Source organism: Pseudomonas sp. HP_12 (genome assembly GCF_055283955.1).
This window is the reverse complement of the sequence record NZ_JBTOQG010000056.1, coordinates 258,296-277,760: the sequence shown is the minus strand read 5'-3', so window position 1 is coordinate 277,760 and position 19,465 is coordinate 258,296. Positions and strand designations below refer to the sequence as shown.

Below are 19,465 nucleotides of genomic sequence, written 5' to 3'. Positions count from 1 at the left end.
GATCACCCGGACAATGCCATAGATGGACCTGCTGAAAAATTAACTGTGGGAGCGAGCTTGCTCGCGAATGCTGAGTGTCAGGCGATGAAGATGTGTCGAAGGCACGAACGTCTTCGTGAGCAAGCTCACTCCCACAGGATTCGCGTTTGTCAGCTGATTGCGGTGTACAACCACAGCAGGACAGTCTCACGCCTCCGATCACCCGGACAATGCCATAGATGGACCTGCTGAAAAATTAACTGTGGGAGCGAGCTTGCTCGCGAATGCTGAGTGTCAGGCGATGAAGATGTGTCGAAGGCACGAACGTTTTCGTGAGCAAGCTCACTCTCACAAGTTTGCGGAATGACCCGGTCGCTCGGCCACCCCGCTTACGCCTGTAACTGTCTACATCTTCAGCAGGCGCTGGTTGATCGACGCTTCAATCCCTGCAGCATCCAGCCCGCACTCGGCAAGCATCTGCGCCGGTTTGGCGTGCTCGACGTACACATCCGGCAGGCCCAGGTGCAGCACCGACTTGAGAATGTTCTCTCGCGCCAGGAACTCGCTAACCGCCGCACCGGCACCGCCCATGATGGCGTTTTCTTCGATCGTCACGAGCAAGTCGTGGCTGCCGGCCATTTCGCGCAACAGTGCCTCGTCCAGCGGTTTGACAAAACGCATGTCGACCACGGTTGCATCAAGTTTTTCCGCCACGATCAGCGCTTCGGTCAATTGCACGCCAAACACCAGCATCGCGACTTTGCTGCCTTGACGGCGAACCACCCCCTTGCCGATTTCCAGCGGTTCGAGACTGCTCTCGATCACGGCATTGGGGCCGTTGCCGCGCGGGTAACGCACAGCGGCGGGGCCTTTGAACAGGTGACCGGTGGTGAGCATCTTGCGCAGTTCGTTTTCATCGCTCGGCGTCATGACCAGCATGCCGGGGATGCAACGCAGGTACGACAGATCGAAACTGCCGGCGTGGGTCGGGCCGTCTTCGCCCACCAGACCGGCGCGGTCGATGGCAAACAGCACGTCCAGATTCTGCACCGCGACGTCATGAATCAGCTGGTCGTAACCACGCTGCAGGAACGTCGAGTAAATCGCCACGACCGGCTTGGCGCCTTCGCAGGCCATGCCCGCTGCCAGCGTCACCGCGTGCTGCTCGGCGATGGCAACGTCGAAATAGCGCTCCGGGAAACGTTCGCTGAACGCAACCAGATCCGAGCCTTCTTTCATGGCGGGCGTGATGCCGACCAGGCGCTCGTCCGCTTCGGCCATGTCGCACAGCCACTGGCCGAACACGCCGGAATACTTTGGCCCGCCGGCTTTTTTGGGCACGACAGGCGCATTCAGCGGATCGAGTTTGGTGATCGCGTGATAGCCGATCGGGTCGACTTCAGCCGGCGCGAAACCTTTGCCTTTCTTGGTGACCACGTGCAGGAACTGCGGACCCTTGAGGTCACGCATGTTGCGCAGGGTGGCGATCAGGATAGGCAGGTCGTGGCCATCGATCGGGCCGATGTAGTTCCAGCCGAGTTCTTCGAACAGCGTGCCGGGCACCAGCATGCCTTTGGCGTATTCCTCGGTGCGGCGGGCGATTTCCCACGCGCCGGGCAGACGCGACAGCACTTTCTTGCTGCCTTCGCGCATGCTTGTGTACGTGCGGCTTGAGAGGATTTTCGCCAGGTAGTTCGACAGCCCGCCGACGTTGCGCGAGATCGACATGTCGTTGTCGTTGAGGATCACCAGCATGTCGGCGCTGACTTCGGGCGCATGGTTCAGCGCTTCGAAGGCCATGCCGGCGGTCAGTGCGCCGTCGCCGATCACGGCGATGGACTTGCGCTCACTGCCTTGCAGCCGGGAGGCGATCGCCATGCCCAGCGCGGCGCTGATGGAGGTGCTGGAGTGACCGACGCCAAAGGTGTCGTATTCGCTCTCGCTGCGACGCGGAAATGCCGCCACACCGCCTTTTTGGCGCAGGGTCGACATCTGCTCGCGGCGACCCGTGAGGATCTTGTGCGGGTACGCCTGATGACCGACGTCCCAGACCAGCCGGTCGTCGGGGGTATCGAAGACGTAGTGCAAGGCCACGGTCAGTTCGATGACGCCGAGGCCGGCGCCGAAGTGGCCGCCGGTCTGGCCAACGGTGTAGAGCAGCTCCAGGCGCAGTTCATCAGCCAGGGCTTCAAGCTCTGCTTCACCTAAGCGGCGCAGGCCGTCCGGCGTCACTGCCTTGTCGAGCAGGGGCGTGGACGGGCGCTCGCGGGGAATCTCTTTGAACGTCGTGGGCATCAGGCGAATCGTTATAAGTAAAAGAGGCGGCAGTTTACCTGATGCATTACCGGCTGCGCACGATGTGCAGCAACGCGATGTTCAGGAGAAACGATTGCCGGCGAAATGGGGCAGCGGCAGCAAGGCCGCTCACGCCCGATAAGTCCTATGACCTGCGCTTGGTTGCGGGGTTCGACTCGTCGCGGGCTTCGACTAGTTGCGGCGTTCAACGATATAACGCGCCAGGGCCCGCAACGGCTCGGCGGCCTCATCGAACGGTCGCAGCGCCACAAGGGCCTGATCGCGCAATTCAAGTGCGTAATGTTTGGCTTCTTCCAGACCCAGCAGCGCGGGGTAGGTCGGCTTGTCCCGGGCAATATCGGCGCCCTGGCGTTTGCCCAGCGTGGCGGTATCGCTTTCGACGTCCAGAATGTCGTCCTGGACCTGAAAAGCCAGACCGATGGCGCGGGCGTAAATCTGCAGCGAATCGAGTTGAACCTGGGTTGCGTTGCCGCTGGCCAGAGCGCCAAGCCTGACGCTGGCTTCGATCAGTGCGCCGGTCTTGTGCCGGTGCATGAATTCCAGCGCCTTCTGGTCGAGCTTGAGCCCGACCGAGCCGAGATCGATGGCCTGTCCGCCGACCATGCCGGCAGGGCCGGATGCTCGGGCGAGGGTGGCGACCATCTTCAGCCGGGTGTCGGCGTTCTGCGGGGTCAGCGCGTTCTCGCTCAGCACGCTGAAGGCCAGGGTCTGCAGGCCGTCGCCGGCGAGAATCGCGCAGGCTTCGTCAAAGGCTTTATGGGTGGTGGGCAGGCCGCGACGCAAATCGTCGTCGTCCATGGCTGGCAGGTCGTCGTGCACCAGCGAGTACGCGTGGATCAGCTCGACGGCACAGGCCGCGCCGTTGGCGTGCTCGGCGTTGCCGCCCAAGGCTTCGCAGGCGGCGTAAACCAGCAGCGGGCGCACGCGCTTGCCGCCATTGGTGACGCTGTAGCGCATGGCGGCGTAAAGGCGGGTCAATTCAGGGGCGGGCGCATCGAACAGCGTCTCCAGCGCCGCATTGACGCGAGCCTGGCTGAGTGCCTGATACGCCGCGATCATTCCGGCTGTTCCGCGTCAAATGGCTCTTCGGCCAGTTCGCCGTCGCGTTCCAGCAAGACCTGCACTTTCTGCTCGGCCTGGGCCAGCGCGCTCTGGCACTCGCGGGTCAGGCGGATGCCTTGCTCGAAGGCAGTCAGTGAGTCTTCCAGCGACAGCTCACCGTTCTCCAGACGCTCGACGAGCGTTTGCAAATCCGTGAGGGACTGTTCGAAATCCAGTGCAGCTTTCTTGCGGGCCATGGCGGCTATCCCGGTAGACGTTAAACCGGCGCGACACTAGCAGAGCGCACGCATCGGGGCAAATGAGAAGGGGGTGCAGATGAGGGCTCGCTGCTGCCGCACTCCCGTCAAAAACCGAAGATGTCACTACCGGCGGACTAACTGTGGGAGTCGAGCTTGCTCGCGAAGAGGCCCGAACATCCGCTAAATAATCAGCGGCTGAAATACCTTCTTCGCGAGCAAGCTCGCTCCCACAAGAATTGCATCTGCCTCGCGGATGTTGGCCGCAGATGATGGACCTGTGGGAGCGAGCTTGCTCGCGAATAGGCCGGGACATCCGATAAATCTTCAGCGGCTGAACGACCGTCTTCGTCCGGATGCGGCCCAGAGCAAGCTCGCTTCTTCAGGTGTGTGCGGCAAGGGTTAAAGGAAGGTAAACACCGTCTCGGCCGGCAGGCGCGATTTCGGCAGTTTGGCGTTGAAATCGCTGTCGCTGCGGTAGCCCAGGCTGACCACGACCAGACTGGTGAAGCCCTTGTTACGCAGGCCGAGTTCTTCGTCGAGCTTCTTGAAATCGAAACCTTCCATCGGCGTCGCATCCAGCCCCAACGATGCAGCGCCCAACAGCAAGGTGCCCAGCGCCAGGTAGGTTTGCTTTTCCATCCAGTGCTGCACGTCTTTCTGATCGTATTTGTGCATGTTCACGTAACCGCGACGGGTTTTGTCCTGACCGGCTTTGGCCTCGTCGTTGGCGAACCGCCCGTCAGCCGCTTCTTGGGCCAGCACGTCGTACAGGTGCGATTCCGGCATTTCAGTGCGGGTGCAAAGCACTACGACGTGAGAGGCATTGAGCATCTTCGCTTCGTTATAGGCAAAACTACCCTCCGCCGATTTGGCCACGCGCGCTTTGCCCTGCTCATCGGAGGCGACGATGAAGTGCCATGGCTGCGAGTTCACCGATGACGGGCTGTGACGCAGTTGTTCCAGCAACTCGTGGATCGTCTCCTGCGGGATCTTGCGTGAGGCGTCGTAGGCTTTCGTGGTGTAGCGCGATTTTGCCAGTGCGGTCAGTTGCATGATGAATCTCCGGAATTGGAAAACGGAATCAACGTGTCGGTGCAGGTGCGGCGTCGATCTTCACCCGCAGCAGGCTGTAGGGTTTTTCGCGCAGATCCCTGCCATCGTGGAAACCGGCCTGGCGCTGCAGCTGGTTGGCGGTGAAATACAGGTAGCCATCCGGCCCGACCGACAAGGTGTCCGGCCACAGCACGCGAGGATCGTGAACGATGGTCTGCCAGCTGCCGTCGGCCAGGCGTTTGCGGATGCCGTTGTGTTCGTAGTCGCCGGCGTAGACCGCGCCGTTGGCATCGGCTTCCAGACCGTCGGACGCGCCTTTTTCGCCGAGATCTTTGACCGCAGCGTTCAGTTGCGCCTCGCTCACACTTGCATCACGCAGCATCCCGGTAGGCACTGCATACAGGTGGCGACTGGAAAGCGCGCTGAAATACAGTGTCTTGCCGTCAGGGGACAGGGCGATGCCATCAGACGCAACGACCATGGTTTTTGGCTTGCCGTCTGGGCCTTTGCTGACCAGTGCGGTTTGGCCTTCGACGACCGGTTTGAAGTCAGGATCGGCCGAAGTGGATTTTGCGCCGCTCAAGCGACGGGTCGCCTTGCCGCTGGCGATGTCCATGACGATGATCGCGCCGGGCCCGGAGACCGACGAATCCGTCACGTAAACCGTGCCTTCCTTGCCGCTGCGAAAATCAAAGCGCATGTCATTGACGTAGGTGCTCGGCAGGATGACGTTGGCCGGGAAGACCAGGGTTTTGACCACCTTGTTACTGGCCAGATCAACCGCCACCAGCTTGGCGCCGCCGGCTTTTGGCGCGGCGAAATTCGGTGCAGCGGTGTCCAGCAACCAGACGCGGCCCTGACCGTCGGCGACCACGCTTTGCACGCTGATCAGCCCTTTCGCCGGGTCTTTGGGATCTTCCTTGTTGATGGCGGCATCGGGGTAGGCGACGACTTTGCCGTCACGGATCTCACCCACGGTAAACGGCACGTCGTCGCCCCAGTGCGGGAAGTTGACGAAGATGCGCCCGGTTTCTGTCACGGTCACGCCGGTGGGCATGGCGTCGTGGAAGGTGAACACCTGCTCCAGCTGACCGATGGTTTTTTCCGCCGGTGCATTGGCGGGTAGCGCGGTGGTTGCGATCGTGGCGGCGATGCCGGTCTGGCTGATCAAAGCGACTGAGAGTGCCAGCGCCGACACCATCATGTTCTGTTTCATGGACACAAACGACTCCCGGCCTGCCGCAGCAGGCCATTCAAATAATGGAAACAGGTTCAGAAACCTTCGAGAACGATCTTGCCCTTGGCCTTGCCGCTTTCGATCACGGCGTGGGCGCGGCGCAGGTTTTCAGCATTGATCGCGCCGAAGTGCTCACCGAGGGTGGTCTTCAGTACGCCCTGGTCGATCAGATCGGCGACGCGATTGAGCAGTTCGTGCTGGGCAATCATGTCCGGCGTTTCGTACAGCGAGCGGGTGAACATCAATTCCCAGTGCAGCGACAGGGCCTTGCGTTTCATCGGCACCACGTCGAGGGATTTCGGGTCATCGATCAGCGCCAACTGGCCTTGTGGTTTGAGGGCCTCGATCAGCTGCGTGAAGTACGAATCGGTGTGGGTCAGGCTGGCGACATGGCTCACCTGGCCGACGCCGATCTGGTTCAGCTGCTCAACCAGCGGCTGGCTGTGATCGATGACGTGATGGGCGCCCAGGCTTTCGACCCACTCGCGGGTTTCCGGACGGGACGCCGTGCCGATCACGGTCAGCTTGGTCAGTTGACGGGCCAGTTGCACCAGAATCGACCCGACGCCGCCACCGGCACCGACGATCAGCAGGCTGTCACCTTCGCCGCCGCCTTCTTCAACGCCCAGACGGTCAAACAGCAATTCCCAGGCGGTGATCGAGGTCAGCGGCAGCGCGGCGGCGTGGGCGTTGTCGAGTGTCTTGGGTTTGTGCCCGACGATGCGCTCATCGACCAGGTGGAATTCGCTGTAGCTGCCGGGGCGAGCGATGGAACCGGCGTAGAACACTTCGTCCCCGGCTTTGAATAGCGTGACGTCGCTGCCCGTTTCGCGAACTACGCCGACCGCGTCCCAGCCGACCACTTTGGGGGCGGTGGCCGCAGAGCCGGCGCGAATTTTGGTGTCCACCGGGTTCACCGAAATCGCTTTGACTTCGACCAGCAAATCCCGAGCGCCGGGCGTTGGCTTGGGCAGGTCTATGTCGAGCAGCGCATTGGGGTCTTCGATGGGCAGACCGTGTTGGGTGAAGGCGACGGCTTTCATGGCGATCTCTCTAAAATGGGATGACAGAGGCGTATTGAAACGTTGGACCCATCTTGTTCTTGTTCGTCAGGCAGAAAAACCCGCAGAATCCGGCAACACTTTCACCGCTGGAGTGAAAATGATCCGCATCGACGACCTGACTCTGTTCGTTCGCACCGCCGCTTTGGGCAGTTTTTCCAATGCCGCGCGGGAGGTGGATCTGTTGCCGGGGCAAGTCGCGGCGGCTATCAAGCGCCTCGAACGCGAGCTGGATATTCGCCTGTTTGCCCGCTCGACGCGCAGCTTGCGTCTTACCGCTGAAGGCGAGCAGTACCTGCCGACCGCCCAGACGGTGCTCGATGCGTTACGGGATGGCCGGGAAAAGCTGCAGCGGGAAAGCGCTGAGCTGCAAGGCACGCTGCAAGTGGCGGCGCCTTCGGATCTGGGGCGAAACATGCTGCTGCCGTGGCTGACGGATTTTCGCAGTCAGCACCCGGCGCTGAATCTGCGCCTGTTTATCTCCGATCAAGTGGCCGATCTGTTTCGCGATCCGGTGGACGTCGCCATTCGCTACGGCGTGATCGAAGACGCGAATTACATTGCGTTGGCGCTGGCGCCATGGAATCGCCGGGTGTTGGTGGCATCGCCGGACTACTTGGCGCGCAAGGGCCGTCCGATGGTGTCTGATGACTTGCTGCGACACGAGTGTCTCCTGTTTACGCTGGCAGGGCGGGTGTACGACAAATGGCGGCTCGGTGGCCGGGTGTTTTCAGTGTCAGGCCCGTTGCTCACCGATGACGCAGATCTGGTGAGACGCTGGGCGGTGGCGGGGCAGGGCGTTGCGTACAAGTCGTGGCTGGATGTTTGCGAGGACGTGCACGCCGGGCGGCTGGAGCTGTTGCTGCCGGATTACCCGGGCGAACCGACCCCGCTGAATCTGGTTTGCCCGCACCGCAAACAGTTTTCCCCGGCGGTGCAGCAGTTGCATTCGCTGTTGAAAAACCGCTTTGCCGGAATGGAGAAGGGGTTGCCGGCATTGTTGTGAGTATGAGTTGTGATCGTTCCCACGCCGAGCGTGGGAACGATCAAACGCAATCATTGTGGGAGTGAGCTTGCTCACGAAGACGGCATTTCAACCGCTGAAGATTCGGCGGATGTACTGGCCTCTTCGCGAGCAAGCTCACTCCCACAGATTTTGCGTTCGCTGAAGATTATGGTCGCTGCCGAGAGCGACTGTGGGAGTGAGCTTGCTCACGAAGACGGCATTTCAACCGCTGAAGATTTGGTGGATGTACGGACGCCTTCGGGAGCAAGCTCCCTCCCACAAGTTATATGCCAGGCGATACATCTGCGGCGTTAATGGGAATGCCGTGGCTCTCCGCTTCGTGCGATGACCCGCAAATGCAAGGTCGCTGGCTCCAGACATCCGCCGGTGGACAACTGCCCCACCAACTGCCGATACAGCTCCTGCCACGGGGTTTGCGAGGCCGGCATTTTCGGCTCGAACAGCGCGCGGCGCGCGGCCATCTCCTCGTCGCTGACCAGCACGTTGACGCTGCGGTTATTCAAATCCACGCGCAGCCGGTCGTTGGTTTTCAGCAACGCAAGCCCACCGCCCACCGCCGCTTCGGGCGACATATTGAGGATCGAGGGACTGGCCGAGGTCCCGCTCTGCCGGCCATCGCCCAGGCACGGCAGCGAATCGATGCCCTGCTTGATCAGCGCAGACGGCGGCGCCATGTTTACCACTTCGGCGCTGCCGGGATAACCGACCGTACCTGCGCCACGGATCACCAGAATGCAGCGCTCGTCGATTTCCAGCGAAGGGTCGTTGATCCGCGCGTGGTAGTCCTCCGGGCCCTCGAACACAATGGCTCGCGCCTCGAAGCTGTTCTCCGCGCCCGGTTCGGACAGATAGGTCTTGCGGAAGGCCTCGCCGACCACCGACATCTTCATGATCGCGCTGTCGAAAAAATTGCCGCTCAGCACGATAAAACCGGCGCGGTGTTTGAGCGGGTCTTCGTACGGACGGATCACGTCAGCGTCGTGGGCGACGGCGTTGCGCACGATGTCACCAATGGTTTTGCCGGAGACCGTGCCGCATTCTCCGTGCAGCTTGCCGGCCTTCTGCAGCTCGTGCATCACCGCTGGCACGCCGCCTGCGCGGTGAAAGCCTTCCCCCAGGTACTTCCCGGCCGGCATGCAATTGACCAGCAACGGCACGTCTTCGCCGATGCGCTGCCAGTCGTCGAGGCTCAACTCGACGCCCATGTGCCGGGCGATGGCGATCAAGTGAGGCGGGCAGTTACTCGAAGCCCCCAGTGCTGAGGCCACCGCGATCGCGTTTTCAAACGCCTCGCGGGTCATGATCTGCGAGGGGCGCACGTCTTCACGGACCAGATCGCAGATCCGCTTGCCGGTCATGTAGGCCATCTGCCCGCGCTCGCGGTACGCCGCCGGAATACTCGCGCAACCCGGCAGCGACATGCCCAGCGCCTCGGCCAGCGCGTTCATCGAAAGCGCGGTGCCCATGGTGTTGCAGTGGCCCACCGACGGCGACGCGGCGGTGGTCATTTCCATGAAGTCTTCGTAATTGATCTCACCGGCCGACAGCAGATTGCGCGCATGCCAGAGCACCGTGCCGGAGCCGATCAGCTCGCCCTTGTGCCGACCGTCAAGCATCGGCCCGCCGGACAACACGATGGCCGGCAGGTCGGTGGTCGCCGCTGCCATCAGGCAGGCCGGGGTGGTTTTGTCGCAGCCGGTGGTGAGGACAACGCCATCCAGCGGGTAGCCGTGGAGAATTTCCACCAGCCCGAGGTACGCCAGGTTTCGGTCCAGAGCAGCGGTCGGACGGCGGGTCTGCTCGGCCATCGGGTGGACCGGAAACTCCATCGGAATCCCGCCTGCATCACGAATCCCGGCCTTGACCCGCTGGGCGAGCTCCAGGTGATGACGATTGCAGGGCGCCAGATCAGAACCCGTCTGAGCGATGCCGATGATCGGTCGGCCGGATTGCAGCTCCTCGCGGGTCAGGCCGTAGTTCATGTAGCGCTCGACGTACAGCGCCGTCATGTCGGCGTGTTCCGGATCATCGAACCATTGCTGGCTGCGAAGGGGGCGTTTCGGCGTGTCGGACATGGTTCGGGTCTCTCTTGGAATTAGGTGTGCTGCGTAAGGTGCAGCGTTACAACAAACCGCGCACGGCGAGATTGCGTATCAACGCGCCGACGCCGAACGTCCACGGCGCCGCGTCGCTGCTGTGGGTCACCTCATTGTGCAGGCCGCCGAACAGGCTGCTGCTGATACTGACCTGATCGCCCAGCTTGTGGGTAAAACCGCCACCGGCATGGTCGCGGTCGGCGGTCGGGGCGAAGAGGGTGCCGAGAAACAGCAGGAAGCCGTCCGGGTATTGATGGTTGGCGTTGAGCGCCTGGCCGGCGATGTCAGCGGGATCGCGGCTGATCTGCGACATTGAGCTTGAGCCTTTCATCACGTAACCGTCATCGCCTTTTACCTGCAGGTCGACCACGCAGTTGCGCACGTCATCGAGGGAGAAGGTTTCGTCGAACAGCCGAATGAACGGGCCGATCGAGCACGAGGCGTTGTTGTCCTTGGCCTTGCTCAACAGCAGCGCGCTGCGGCCTTCGAAGTCGCGCAAGTTGACGTCATTGCCCAGGGTTGCGCCGTGGATCTGCCCGCGACTGTTCACCGCCAGCACCACTTCCGGCTCGGGGTTGTTCCACTCCGATTTCGGATGAATACCCACCTGGCTGCCGCTGCCCACCGCCGCCAACACGGGCGCTTTGGTGAAAATCTCGGCGTCCGGCCCGATGCCGACTTCAAGGTACTGCGACCACATGCCTTGCTCGATCAGCAGCGCCTTGAGGGTGCTCGCCTGTTCGGAGCCCGGCTTGATGTTTCGCAGGTTGTCGCCGATGGCGTTCTGTACGATCGCGCGCACGCTCTCCGCCTTGGCCGGATCGCCTGCCGCCTGTTCCTCGATTACTCGTTCGATCATGCTTGCGGCGAAGGTCACCCCTGCGGCTTTGATCACTTGCAGGTCCGCCGGCGCCAGCAGGTACGGCTTGTTGGGATCAGGCGTTGCGGTCGAATTCGCCAGCAGTTCTTCGAGGCTGGCGACACGTTTGCCCTGGGCTTCACGCACGGCGGCCAAAGGGGATTCCAGCTCCAGCAACTCACTCAAGGTGGCGAAGCTTGATGAAAGATCAAACACGCCGTCGTTGCGCAGCACCACAGGCGATGGGCCGCTGACGTGTCCGGGCACCCACGCGCGACCGATCAACGTGCCATTGAGGCCGTCGGCGGGGAGGGTGTTTTCGGGAGTGAGCTGGATGGGCATGGTGAAGTCCTCAACGCTTTTTATGATTTACGAACGACCCTAATCAGCACCGGCGATAAACTCCAATGACATCTGCTCAGTAATCGATAACACTGGGTTATCGCTCATCGAGGCATTCCTCATGTCAGACATTTCCTTTTCCACGGTCTGTAACTGGCTCAAGTTCAAGCACCTGGTGCTCATCGAAACCCTGGCGCGCACCCGCAACATGCACGCGGCGGCGCAGCACATGAATCTTAGCCAGCCGGCGGTGAGCAAAATGCTGCGGGAGATCGAACGGCTGCTGGGCTTTGATGTGTTCGAGCGCCTGCCGCGCAACATGCCGCCCACCGCCCTCGGCGAACATGTGGTGCGCTACGCACAGATCGCCCTGAATGACGCGAGCAAGTTCGTTGACCAAATCAGCAGCTTGCGCGAGGGCGGGCATGGCTTTCTGAAGGTGGGGGCGATCTTCGCGGCGACTGCGGTGGTGCTGCCGGAAGCTATCGTGCAGTTGAAACAGCGTTGGCCGCTGCTGTCGATCGAAGTGGTGGAGCAGACCAGCGACCACCTGATGGAAATGCTCGACGACAAGAAGCTCGACCTCGCGGTGGCGCGTTACACCAATGAAAACCAGCAGCAGGTGTACGACTTTCAGGCGTTGGCGCCGGAGCCGTTCTGCATGGTCGTCAACAGTCGCCATCCGCTGACCGAACTGGCGCAGACGCCGCTGCAGGCGCTCGGAAACTGGCCATGGATTCTGTACCCGCTGGGCACGCCGATTCGCGCACGGATGGAGCAGGCGTTCGCCAAAGCTGGAATTCCCGTGCCGAAGAACACCATCGACACCATCTCGATGCAGACCTTTCTGCAAGTGCTGCAGGCAGGGCCGATGATCGCCATGTTGCCGGCTTCCATGGCGCAGCCGCATCTGGATTCCGGCCTGCTGAAAGTGCTGAACACGCCGCTGAAACTGGCGCCCCAGGATTACGGAATTCTTACCCGGCGGGGTGAGCCGTTGCTTGGTGCTGCGTCGGAATTCGCTGAAATCCTGCTGGCGAATGCGCGGCTGGCGCATCAATAACTGATAACGCAGCGTTATCAATCAATGGAAACAAGTCATTATCCTAATCAACGCCGCTGTCAGTAACATCGCCCCTTGTTTCGACCCTCACATAACAACAATACAGGCGCCTCCGAGTGCCTGGAGGTCCCACCATGGAAACCGTTTCCCAGCGCCTGCCCGAGTCCTCGGGTCCCGGGCACGCCAGCTTTGAAGACCGCACCTACCGCAAAGTCATTCTGCGCATCCTTCCCGTCCTGCTCTTGTGTTACATGGCGGCGTATCTGGACCGCGTGAACATCGGCTTCGCCAAGCTGGACATGCTCAACGATCTGCAATTCAGCAACACCATCTATGCCCTCGGCGCGAGCATGTTCTTCTGGGGCTATTTCCTCTTCGAAGTCCCTAGCAACCTGTTGCTGCATCGCTTCGGCGCGCGGTTCTGGATCGCCCGGATCATGCTCACCTGGGCCATCGTATCCATGGCCGTCGCGTTTACCGTGCCGCTGGCGAAGTTTTTCCACATCGAATCGGAAACCATGTTCTATGTGCTGCGCTTCTTGCTCGGCATCTGTGAGGCAGGCTTCTTTCCCGGCGTCATCCTTTACCTCAACTACTGGTTTCCTACCCGTCGTCAAAGCCGGGTGATGGCCGGTTTCCTGATGGCGATGCCGATCAGTCTGACGCTGGGCGGTGTGATTTCCGGCTGGTTGATGACCCGTATGCAGGGCGTCAACGGCATGGCCGGCTGGCAGTGGCTGCTGATCATCGAAGGCCTGCCTTCGGTGGTAATGGCCTTTGTGGTGCTGGCGTTCATGGCCAATAACATCGACGCGGCCAAATGGCTGTCGCCCCAGGAAAAGGCCATGCTCAAGGCCAACCTGGAGACCGACAGCAAAGGCAAGGCGACCAGTCTGCGCGAGGTGTTTTTCAACGGACGCGTGTGGCTGCTGGTGCTGATCCTGCTGACGTTCAACACCGGTTTCTACGGGCTGGCGTTCTGGATGCCGTCGATCATCAAAAGCGCCGGCGTCTCCAATCCGCTGGACATTGGCCTGCTGACGGCCATTCCCTATGGCATCGCCGTGATCGCCATGACCCTCAACGCGCGGCACTCCAACAAGACCGGCGAGCGCCGCTGGCACGCCGCGATTCCGGCGATCATCGGCGGCATCGGCTTGATCCTCAGCGCCTACTTCGCCAGTAACGTGGTGTTGTCGATCATCTTCCTGAGCGTGTCCGCCTCCGGCGTGCTGAGCCTGATGCCGATCTACTGGACCCTGCCCGGCACCGTGCTCTCCGGCGTCGCGGCTGCTGCGGGAATCGGCATGATCAATGCCATCGGCAACCTGTCAGGCTTCACCGGCTCGATGATCACCGCAGTGGCCGAGAACCTCACCGGCAACATCAACAACGGCACCTACGTGCTGGGCGCCTGTCTGTTCATCAGCGCCGGACTGATTCTGTCCATCCCTCGGGCGATGTTGGGCAATCACAAGGCCGAAGCGCCTGCGCGAGGCGAGGTGCTTTCTCACGCGTAATCGAGATAGAGCGGACACACGCTTTTCCTTTTGGGAGATTCCCGGCGTCCAGACGTTCCACACTTTCGCGTAGTAACACGGTCCCTGTGGGAGTGAGCTTGCTCACGAAGACGGCATTTCAGTCGCCGAAGATTCAGCGGATGTTCCTGCCTCTTCGTCCGGATGCGGCCCAGACCAAGCTCGCTCCCACATGAACGGGTGCCAGCACTAATATCGTGCCCCGGTCATCCCTATCTTTTTGCCTGCCATCGCCAGCCGCGATGGCAGGCTCGCCATTGCCTGATATACGCCGCTCACGGTCCCTACTAGCATCGGTCGCACATGACCTCGCCGTCGGCGAAATGGAGAAGACCCTGTGAGAAACTTCCGGATTGGCCAGATCGTCCCCAGCTCAAACACCACCATGGAAACCGAGATCCCGGCGATGCTCACGTCGCGGTATTCCCTGTTCCCGGACGAGCGTTTCACCTTTCACTCGTCTCGCATGCGCATGATGAAAGTCAGCCCCGAAGAACTGAAAAAGATGGACATCGACAGCGACCGCTGCGCACTGGAATTGAGCGATGCGCGGGTCGATGTCATGGCGTACGCCTGCCTGGTGGCAATCATGTGTCAGGGCGCCGGTTACCACAAAGTCTCCCAGGAGCGCTTGAGCAAAACCGTCGCCAGCAACGCGTCCGACGCACCCGTGCTCAGCTCGGCCGGCGCGCTGATCGACAGCCTGCAGATGCTCGACTACAAGAAAGTGTCGATCATCACGCCCTACATGAAGCCACTCACCCAACAGGTCATCGACTACATCGAAGCGGCCGGCATCGAGGTGGTGGACGCCATCAGCCTGGAAGTCTCCGACAACCTGCAAGTCGGGCGGCTCGACCCGATGGATCTGGTTTCCCACGCTAACCGGCTTAACATCGGACAGGCCGACGGGGTGGTGCTGTCGTGCTGCGTCCAGATGCCGTCACTGCCCGCCATCCAGGTCGTACAGGACCGACTGGATAAACCGGTGCTGTCGGCGTCTGTGGCGACCGTCTACCAGATGCTCAAAACCCTCGGGCTCAAAGCGCAGGTTCCGAACGCCGGCCATCTGTTGTCGGGCGCGTTCTGAGGCGATGTCTGACGGGGTACTATGGCGGCCACTCAGGCCAGCACGCCCGGTACCCCACATGAAACTCGACCCTGTCTCGCTGCGCCTCTTCGTCAGCGTCGTCGAAGAAGGCACTATCGCTGCCGCCGCCAAGCGCGAACACATTGCCGCGGCGGCCGTCAGCAAGCGGCTCAGCGAACTGGAAGAGCTGCTCGATTCCCGGCTGCTCAACCGCACCAACAAAGGCATCACCCCGACCGACGCCGGCCTGTCGCTGTTGTTCATGGCCCGCAGCGCGCTGAACAACCTCAACGACATCGTCCTGCAGATGCGCGACTACTCCAACGGTACGCGCGGCTCGGTGCACGTGCTCGCGAACATCTCCGCGATCACCCAATTCATGCCCGGCTTGATCAAGTCGTTCATGGCGCTTTATCCGCTGATCAACATCGTCCTCGAAGAGCAGCAAAGCCTGGCGATCACCAAAGCCGTCGCCGAAAACCGCGCCGAGATCGGCATCTTCACGCGCCTGCCCCATGGCGCCGACATCGAAGTCTTCCCGTTCCGCACCGACCGCCTGGTCTTGATCGTGCCCAACGACCACCCGCTGGCAGGCCGCGAGTCAGTGCGCTTCAGCGACACCCTCGACCATGAATATGTCGCCCTGCGCAGCGGCACCCATCTGAATTTCCAGCTGATCAAAGCCGCCAACGACCTCGGTCGCTCCCTGAGAATCCGCATGGAAGTGGCCAGCTACGACGCCCTGAGCCTGATGGTTCAGGCAGGCGTGGGCATCGGCATCATGCCCGAAGGCAGCGTAGGGATTTACCGAATGGAGGGTGCGAAAGTGGTTCAGCTGGAAGAGGAATGGGCCAGTCGTGAGCTCAACGTCTGCGTGAGATCAAGGGAGGGTTTGGCGGTGGCGGCGGCGTTGTTTTTGCGCCATGTGTTGGCGGGGTGAGGCTGATCGCCGGTATCCTCGACCATCGCCGAACGGACCCCCATCCCCATGCTGATTTTTGACTGCACCAAAGACGCCGCTGATTTTTTTTCGAAGAAAGTGAAGGGCGAAATCATCAGCGCTGTGCAGCCCTCCGCCGCTGCCCAGTCGCTGGAACCGGACAGCGCAGACCACGAGCGAGTGGATCGCTGGCAACTGCACGTCACCAAATTCGGCAGGACTCATGTCCTGCTCGCCATGAAAGTCGACACGCGCTACGCAATGATGTTTGTGGGCCTGAAACGCAACGACGTGCAGGGTTTTCTGCAGCAGTTCAGTGCTCGATACATTCTTGAAGTGCTTGTGTTGGCGGGTAATGTTCGCGGGCAAATTCCGCCTCAGTCTGAGCTCCAGCGATACATTGATCTGTTGGAAGAAAGCCTCCAGTCTGTGCATTTCTTCAAGCGTAGCGATCGGAGTGTTCAAGCCCACATCAATGATGTGCTCTACATGGCTGCATACGATGCCTACGAAGGAAAAGGGCTGCCAGTTGAGGCGCCGAGTCTCATCGCCTTCGGTGAGGTGCCCAACGGTATGCTCCGATCAATCAGGGGCGGGGATTACTTCATTCCGGCCGAGCTGGAGCTGAAGCAGGCTTGTCCGAGGTTCGGAATGGTGATGACCGAGGTGGAGATTGCGGATGGGTATAAGAGGTGGAGGTCGCGTCGGCGTGAGCAAGATCCGGAACCTGAATTTGAGGATTAAAAAATAGAGGATCAGGACTTCGCGTGCAGAAAGCGCCTATGTTGAGCCACTTGAAAGAACGCTCGAATTGCTCCAAACCATGATGCAGCCAGTGTAGGGAAGCGCAGATGAACAGACTTGAACGGATCAAAGGCTGCCTGCTCGGCGGCGCGGTGGGCGATGCGCTGGGTGCGCCGGTCGAATTTCTCAAATGGAATGCCATCCACGCGACGTTCGGTGCGCGTGGCATCGTCGATTTCGTCCCCGCTTACGGTCGACTTGGCGCCATCACCGACGACACGCAAATGATGCTCTTCACCGCTGAAGGTCTGTTGCGCGCCTATGTGCGCGGCATCTCCCGCGGTATTTGCAACGTACCCGGCGTCATCCACCATGCGTTGCTGCGCTGGCTGATAACCCAGGACTACTCGCCGGCCACTGACGTCAGCCTGGACGGCTGGCTGGTGCATGAACGCGAGTTGTGGTCCCGCCGCGCGCCCGGCCTCACCTGTCTAAGCGCATTGAAGGCCAGTACGGAATTTGGCTCTTTCGCCCAAAACGACAGCAAAGGCTGCGGCGCCGTCATGCGCGTCGCGCCGTGCGCGTTCTTCCCCAACGCGTTCGACAACGCCGCCGAATCCGGCCGTCTGACCCACGGTCACCCAACGGGCTACCTGGCAGGCGGTCTTTTCGCCGACATCCTCCAGCGCATCGTCGACCGCCAGGACAGCCTCGAAGAGGCCATCGCTAAAAGCCTGTCCGAGCACGGCCAGAAACCCGGCATGGAAGAAACACGTGCCCTGGTCGAGCGCGTGCTGTTCTTTAGCTACGAAGGCCACCGCCCAACCCCCGAGCGGATCGAGGAATTGGGCGGCGGATGGATCGCGGAAGAAGCCTTGGCGATTGGCATCTGGTGCGCACTGACTGCAACATCGTTCGAAGACGGCGTGATCAATGCCGTGAATCATAGCGGCGACAGTGACAGCACCGGGCTGATTGCCGGGCATCTGCTGGGTATTGAGCACGGCGTAGAAGCGATTCCGGGTCGATGGCTTGCGCCGCTTGAATTGCGTGAAGTGATTGAAGCGGTGGCGGAGGATATCGAGCGGGTGCCGAGGGTGTTTACGGGATATGGCGGGGAGTTTGATGATGAGATTTGGAAACGTTATCCAGGGGGTTGAATTCCAGCCCTTGGCAAGGAGGACCTGATAACACGAAATTGTCCAACAGCCTGTTGGACATTCTCATCGCTTGGGTAAATCTTGTAAAACAGCTTTAAGGGGGCAGCATCGAGCTGTCTTAGCCACTCTTTGTATTTGTTATGAAGAATAATCTGTATAGGATTGCCCCAACATCGCCCCGCAGTTTTTTAAACTGTCGTCGACGTCACAAATTTATACCGCCAATGGGGTGTGATCATTAACGTTCATCAGGTAGCATCGCTTTTCATTTGAAAAAAGCAGGGAGCTAACGATGTCGTTTGACGCATTTATGCAGGTGGGTGGGGTAGAAGGTGAGTCGTTGGATGCTGACCATAAGGGTTGGATCGAGCTGCTCTCTTATCATTACGACGCAATCCAATCGATCAGCCAGTCAGCGAGTTCCAACGGCGGGGCGTCCGCAGGCGGTGTCGCGCTGGGCGATTTCCAGATAAGTAAATATATTGATCGAGCAACACCCAAACTCTTCGAACTGTGCTGCCGAGGCTCGCACATCAAGACGGTGACGATTCGGGTACACCGCTCGGGTGGGGAGAAGTTCAAGTACATGGATATCGTACTTGAGGAAGTTCTAATCGCAACCGTAAGCGGGCAAGGTGCCGAACAAGGTGGTTTTCCTGTCGAAGTCATCAGCCTGAATTATGGTCGTATCAAATTCGAATACTCTCAACAGCGTCGCGCTGATGGCGGAAGTGCGGGAATAGTGTCTGGAGGTTGGGACAGAACCGCCAACAAAGCATTCGCGTAAGGAAACGCAACATGGCAGACGATGGAGAGTTTCGCGTGGCGCTGAGCTTTGCTCAGATGGCTGCGATCTTGACGCAAGAGTCGCTCACACCTGCGGAGATAATGTCGAACCGTATCTTTGGGAGTCTGCGCCTTGTTGGCGGTATCGTAGAGCTGGCAGGTTCAGGGGTACTCTGCGCCGTGCCCGAACCAACGATGATTACTAAAATCGGATGTGTCGCAATGGGCGTGCATGCTTCCGACCAACTTTCCGCAGGCGCAACACAGCTCCTTACAGGCAAAGAGACTGACTCTTTTGCTTTCAAAGCCGGTTCATCTGCCGCTGAAGCACTCGGCACCTCTAAATCGGCTGGCCAGGTGATCGGTCTTGCAACTGAGTTTGCCGTTCCGCTTTCCACCGCTTCGCTGTACAGCGCGTTCAGAGTGTCGTCCGTGCGAGCGGGGCGAATATCAATTGTCACAAGCGAAAAGCTGCCCAATGTGCCTGGCAACTTGGGAGGGGGACACGCGCTGCGAAAGCATGTAGGTAAAGATATTGACTACTTAATAAAGCGCTTTGCGTCAAAAAAAGTTAATGTTTCCTCGACGTTTTATGACATAAATACGGCAGAGTGGGCAGTTAGCAAGGTGCTTCAAAATAGCAGGTTAAAAATATCAATGTTCTCAAAGGCCAAGTTTTTACTGAGAAATAATACTAGTCGTGATTTTAAGATGGATCTTGGGAAGAGTGTTGGTTGGGGGGTTTCGCGAGAAGCACCTAGTAAAATGGTGCACATGTCTAAAGTTAACGTGACTATTCAGTTTGTTGAATATAATCACATGCCATATTACATTGTCACTGCTCATCCGATTTTATAGGGCGTTAGAGATGCG

The 19,465-nt window shown here is 60.1% G+C and carries 17 protein-coding genes; 9 read left to right on the top strand and 8 right to left on the bottom strand.

Translation table 11 applies throughout. The annotated features are described in order from the left end of the window. Positions 1-384: 384 nt before the first annotated feature. From dxs to ACYASU_RS22630, 6 genes are all read right to left on the bottom strand, one after another. Positions 385-2,274, bottom strand: coding sequence for a 1-deoxy-D-xylulose-5-phosphate synthase (gene dxs, locus ACYASU_RS22655; protein WP_463584129.1), 1,890 nt, complete (start codon positions 2,272-2,274; stop codon positions 385-387). Between the two features lie 192 nt (positions 2,275-2,466). Then, positions 2,467-3,354: a (2E,6E)-farnesyl diphosphate synthase gene (gene ispA, locus ACYASU_RS22650; protein ID WP_463584128.1), complete on the bottom strand. Its 888-nt coding sequence runs from the start codon at positions 3,352-3,354 to the stop codon at positions 2,467-2,469. After that, positions 3,351-3,593, bottom strand: a complete 243-nt coding sequence (locus tag ACYASU_RS22645; RefSeq protein WP_062384761.1) for an exodeoxyribonuclease VII small subunit — start codon at positions 3,591-3,593, stop codon at positions 3,351-3,353. Before ACYASU_RS22645 ends, ispA begins: the two co-directional genes overlap by 4 nt. 402 nt (positions 3,594-3,995) lie before the next feature. Next, positions 3,996-4,649 (bottom strand): oxygen-insensitive NAD(P)H nitroreductase, encoded by a 654-nt coding sequence (nfsB, locus tag ACYASU_RS22640; RefSeq protein ID WP_463584127.1) that lies wholly within the window; start codon positions 4,647-4,649, stop codon positions 3,996-3,998. Positions 4,650-4,677: 28 nt separating this feature from the next. Next, positions 4,678-5,865, bottom strand: coding sequence for an L-dopachrome tautomerase-related protein (locus tag ACYASU_RS22635; RefSeq protein ID WP_463584140.1), 1,188 nt, complete (start codon positions 5,863-5,865; stop codon positions 4,678-4,680). A 56-nt stretch (positions 5,866-5,921) separates the two neighbouring features. After that, positions 5,922-6,929, bottom strand: coding sequence for a zinc-binding alcohol dehydrogenase family protein (locus tag ACYASU_RS22630; protein ID WP_463584126.1), 1,008 nt, complete (start codon positions 6,927-6,929; stop codon positions 5,922-5,924). 118 nt (positions 6,930-7,047) lie between these two features. Here ACYASU_RS22630 and ACYASU_RS22625 point away from each other — a divergent pair, with 118 nt between their 5' ends. Beyond that, positions 7,048-7,953, top strand: coding sequence for a LysR family transcriptional regulator (locus tag ACYASU_RS22625; RefSeq protein WP_463584125.1), 906 nt, complete (start codon positions 7,048-7,050; stop codon positions 7,951-7,953). A 311-nt stretch (positions 7,954-8,264) separates the two neighbouring features. On the opposite strand, the gene ACYASU_RS22620 is transcribed toward ACYASU_RS22625, so the two are convergent. Continuing rightward, the gene (locus ACYASU_RS22620; protein ID WP_463584124.1) at positions 8,265-10,049 is read right to left on the bottom strand and encodes an IlvD/Edd family dehydratase; all 1,785 of its coding nucleotides are present in this window, start codon (positions 10,047-10,049) and stop codon (positions 8,265-8,267) included. Positions 10,050-10,095: 46 nt separating this feature from the next. Next, positions 10,096-11,271, bottom strand: a complete 1,176-nt coding sequence (locus ACYASU_RS22615; RefSeq protein WP_463584123.1) for a fumarylacetoacetate hydrolase family protein — start codon at positions 11,269-11,271, stop codon at positions 10,096-10,098. Positions 11,272-11,392: 121 nt separating this feature from the next. On the opposite strand from ACYASU_RS22615, the gene ACYASU_RS22610 reads away from it, so the two are divergent. The 8 genes from ACYASU_RS22610 (at position 11,393) to ACYASU_RS22575 (ending at position 19,450) form a co-directional block, all read left to right on the top strand. Further along, positions 11,393-12,334 carry a LysR family transcriptional regulator gene (locus ACYASU_RS22610; RefSeq protein WP_463584122.1) on the top strand — a complete coding sequence of 314 codons (942 nt, stop codon included), beginning with the start codon at positions 11,393-11,395 and terminating at the stop codon, positions 12,332-12,334. A gap of 134 nt (positions 12,335-12,468) precedes the next feature. Then, positions 12,469-13,854: an MFS transporter gene (locus tag ACYASU_RS22605; protein WP_463584121.1), complete on the top strand. Its 1,386-nt coding sequence runs from the start codon at positions 12,469-12,471 to the stop codon at positions 13,852-13,854. Between the two features lie 355 nt (positions 13,855-14,209). After that, positions 14,210-14,962: a maleate cis-trans isomerase family protein gene (locus ACYASU_RS22600; RefSeq protein WP_346631183.1), complete on the top strand. Its 753-nt coding sequence runs from the start codon at positions 14,210-14,212 to the stop codon at positions 14,960-14,962. A gap of 58 nt (positions 14,963-15,020) precedes the next feature. After that, entirely contained in the window at positions 15,021-15,902 is an 882-nt protein-coding gene (locus ACYASU_RS22595) for a LysR family transcriptional regulator (protein WP_463584120.1), read from the top strand. A 48-nt stretch (positions 15,903-15,950) separates the two neighbouring features. Continuing rightward, a complete protein-coding gene (locus ACYASU_RS22590; protein WP_463584119.1) occupies positions 15,951-16,646 on the top strand; it encodes a DUF6933 domain-containing protein in 696 nt (231 codons plus the stop codon). Positions 16,647-16,753: 107 nt separating this feature from the next. Further along, a complete protein-coding gene (locus ACYASU_RS22585) occupies positions 16,754-17,806 on the top strand; it encodes an ADP-ribosylglycohydrolase family protein (protein ID WP_463584118.1) in 1,053 nt (350 codons plus the stop codon). Positions 17,807-18,098: 292 nt separating this feature from the next. Further along, entirely contained in the window at positions 18,099-18,593 is a 495-nt protein-coding gene (locus tag ACYASU_RS22580; RefSeq protein WP_463584117.1) for an Hcp family type VI secretion system effector, read from the top strand. Positions 18,594-18,604: 11 nt separating this feature from the next. Then, positions 18,605-19,450 carry an RNase A-like domain-containing protein gene (locus ACYASU_RS22575; RefSeq protein ID WP_463584116.1) on the top strand — a complete coding sequence of 282 codons (846 nt, stop codon included), beginning with the start codon at positions 18,605-18,607 and terminating at the stop codon, positions 19,448-19,450. Positions 19,451-19,465: the final 15 nt, after the last annotated feature.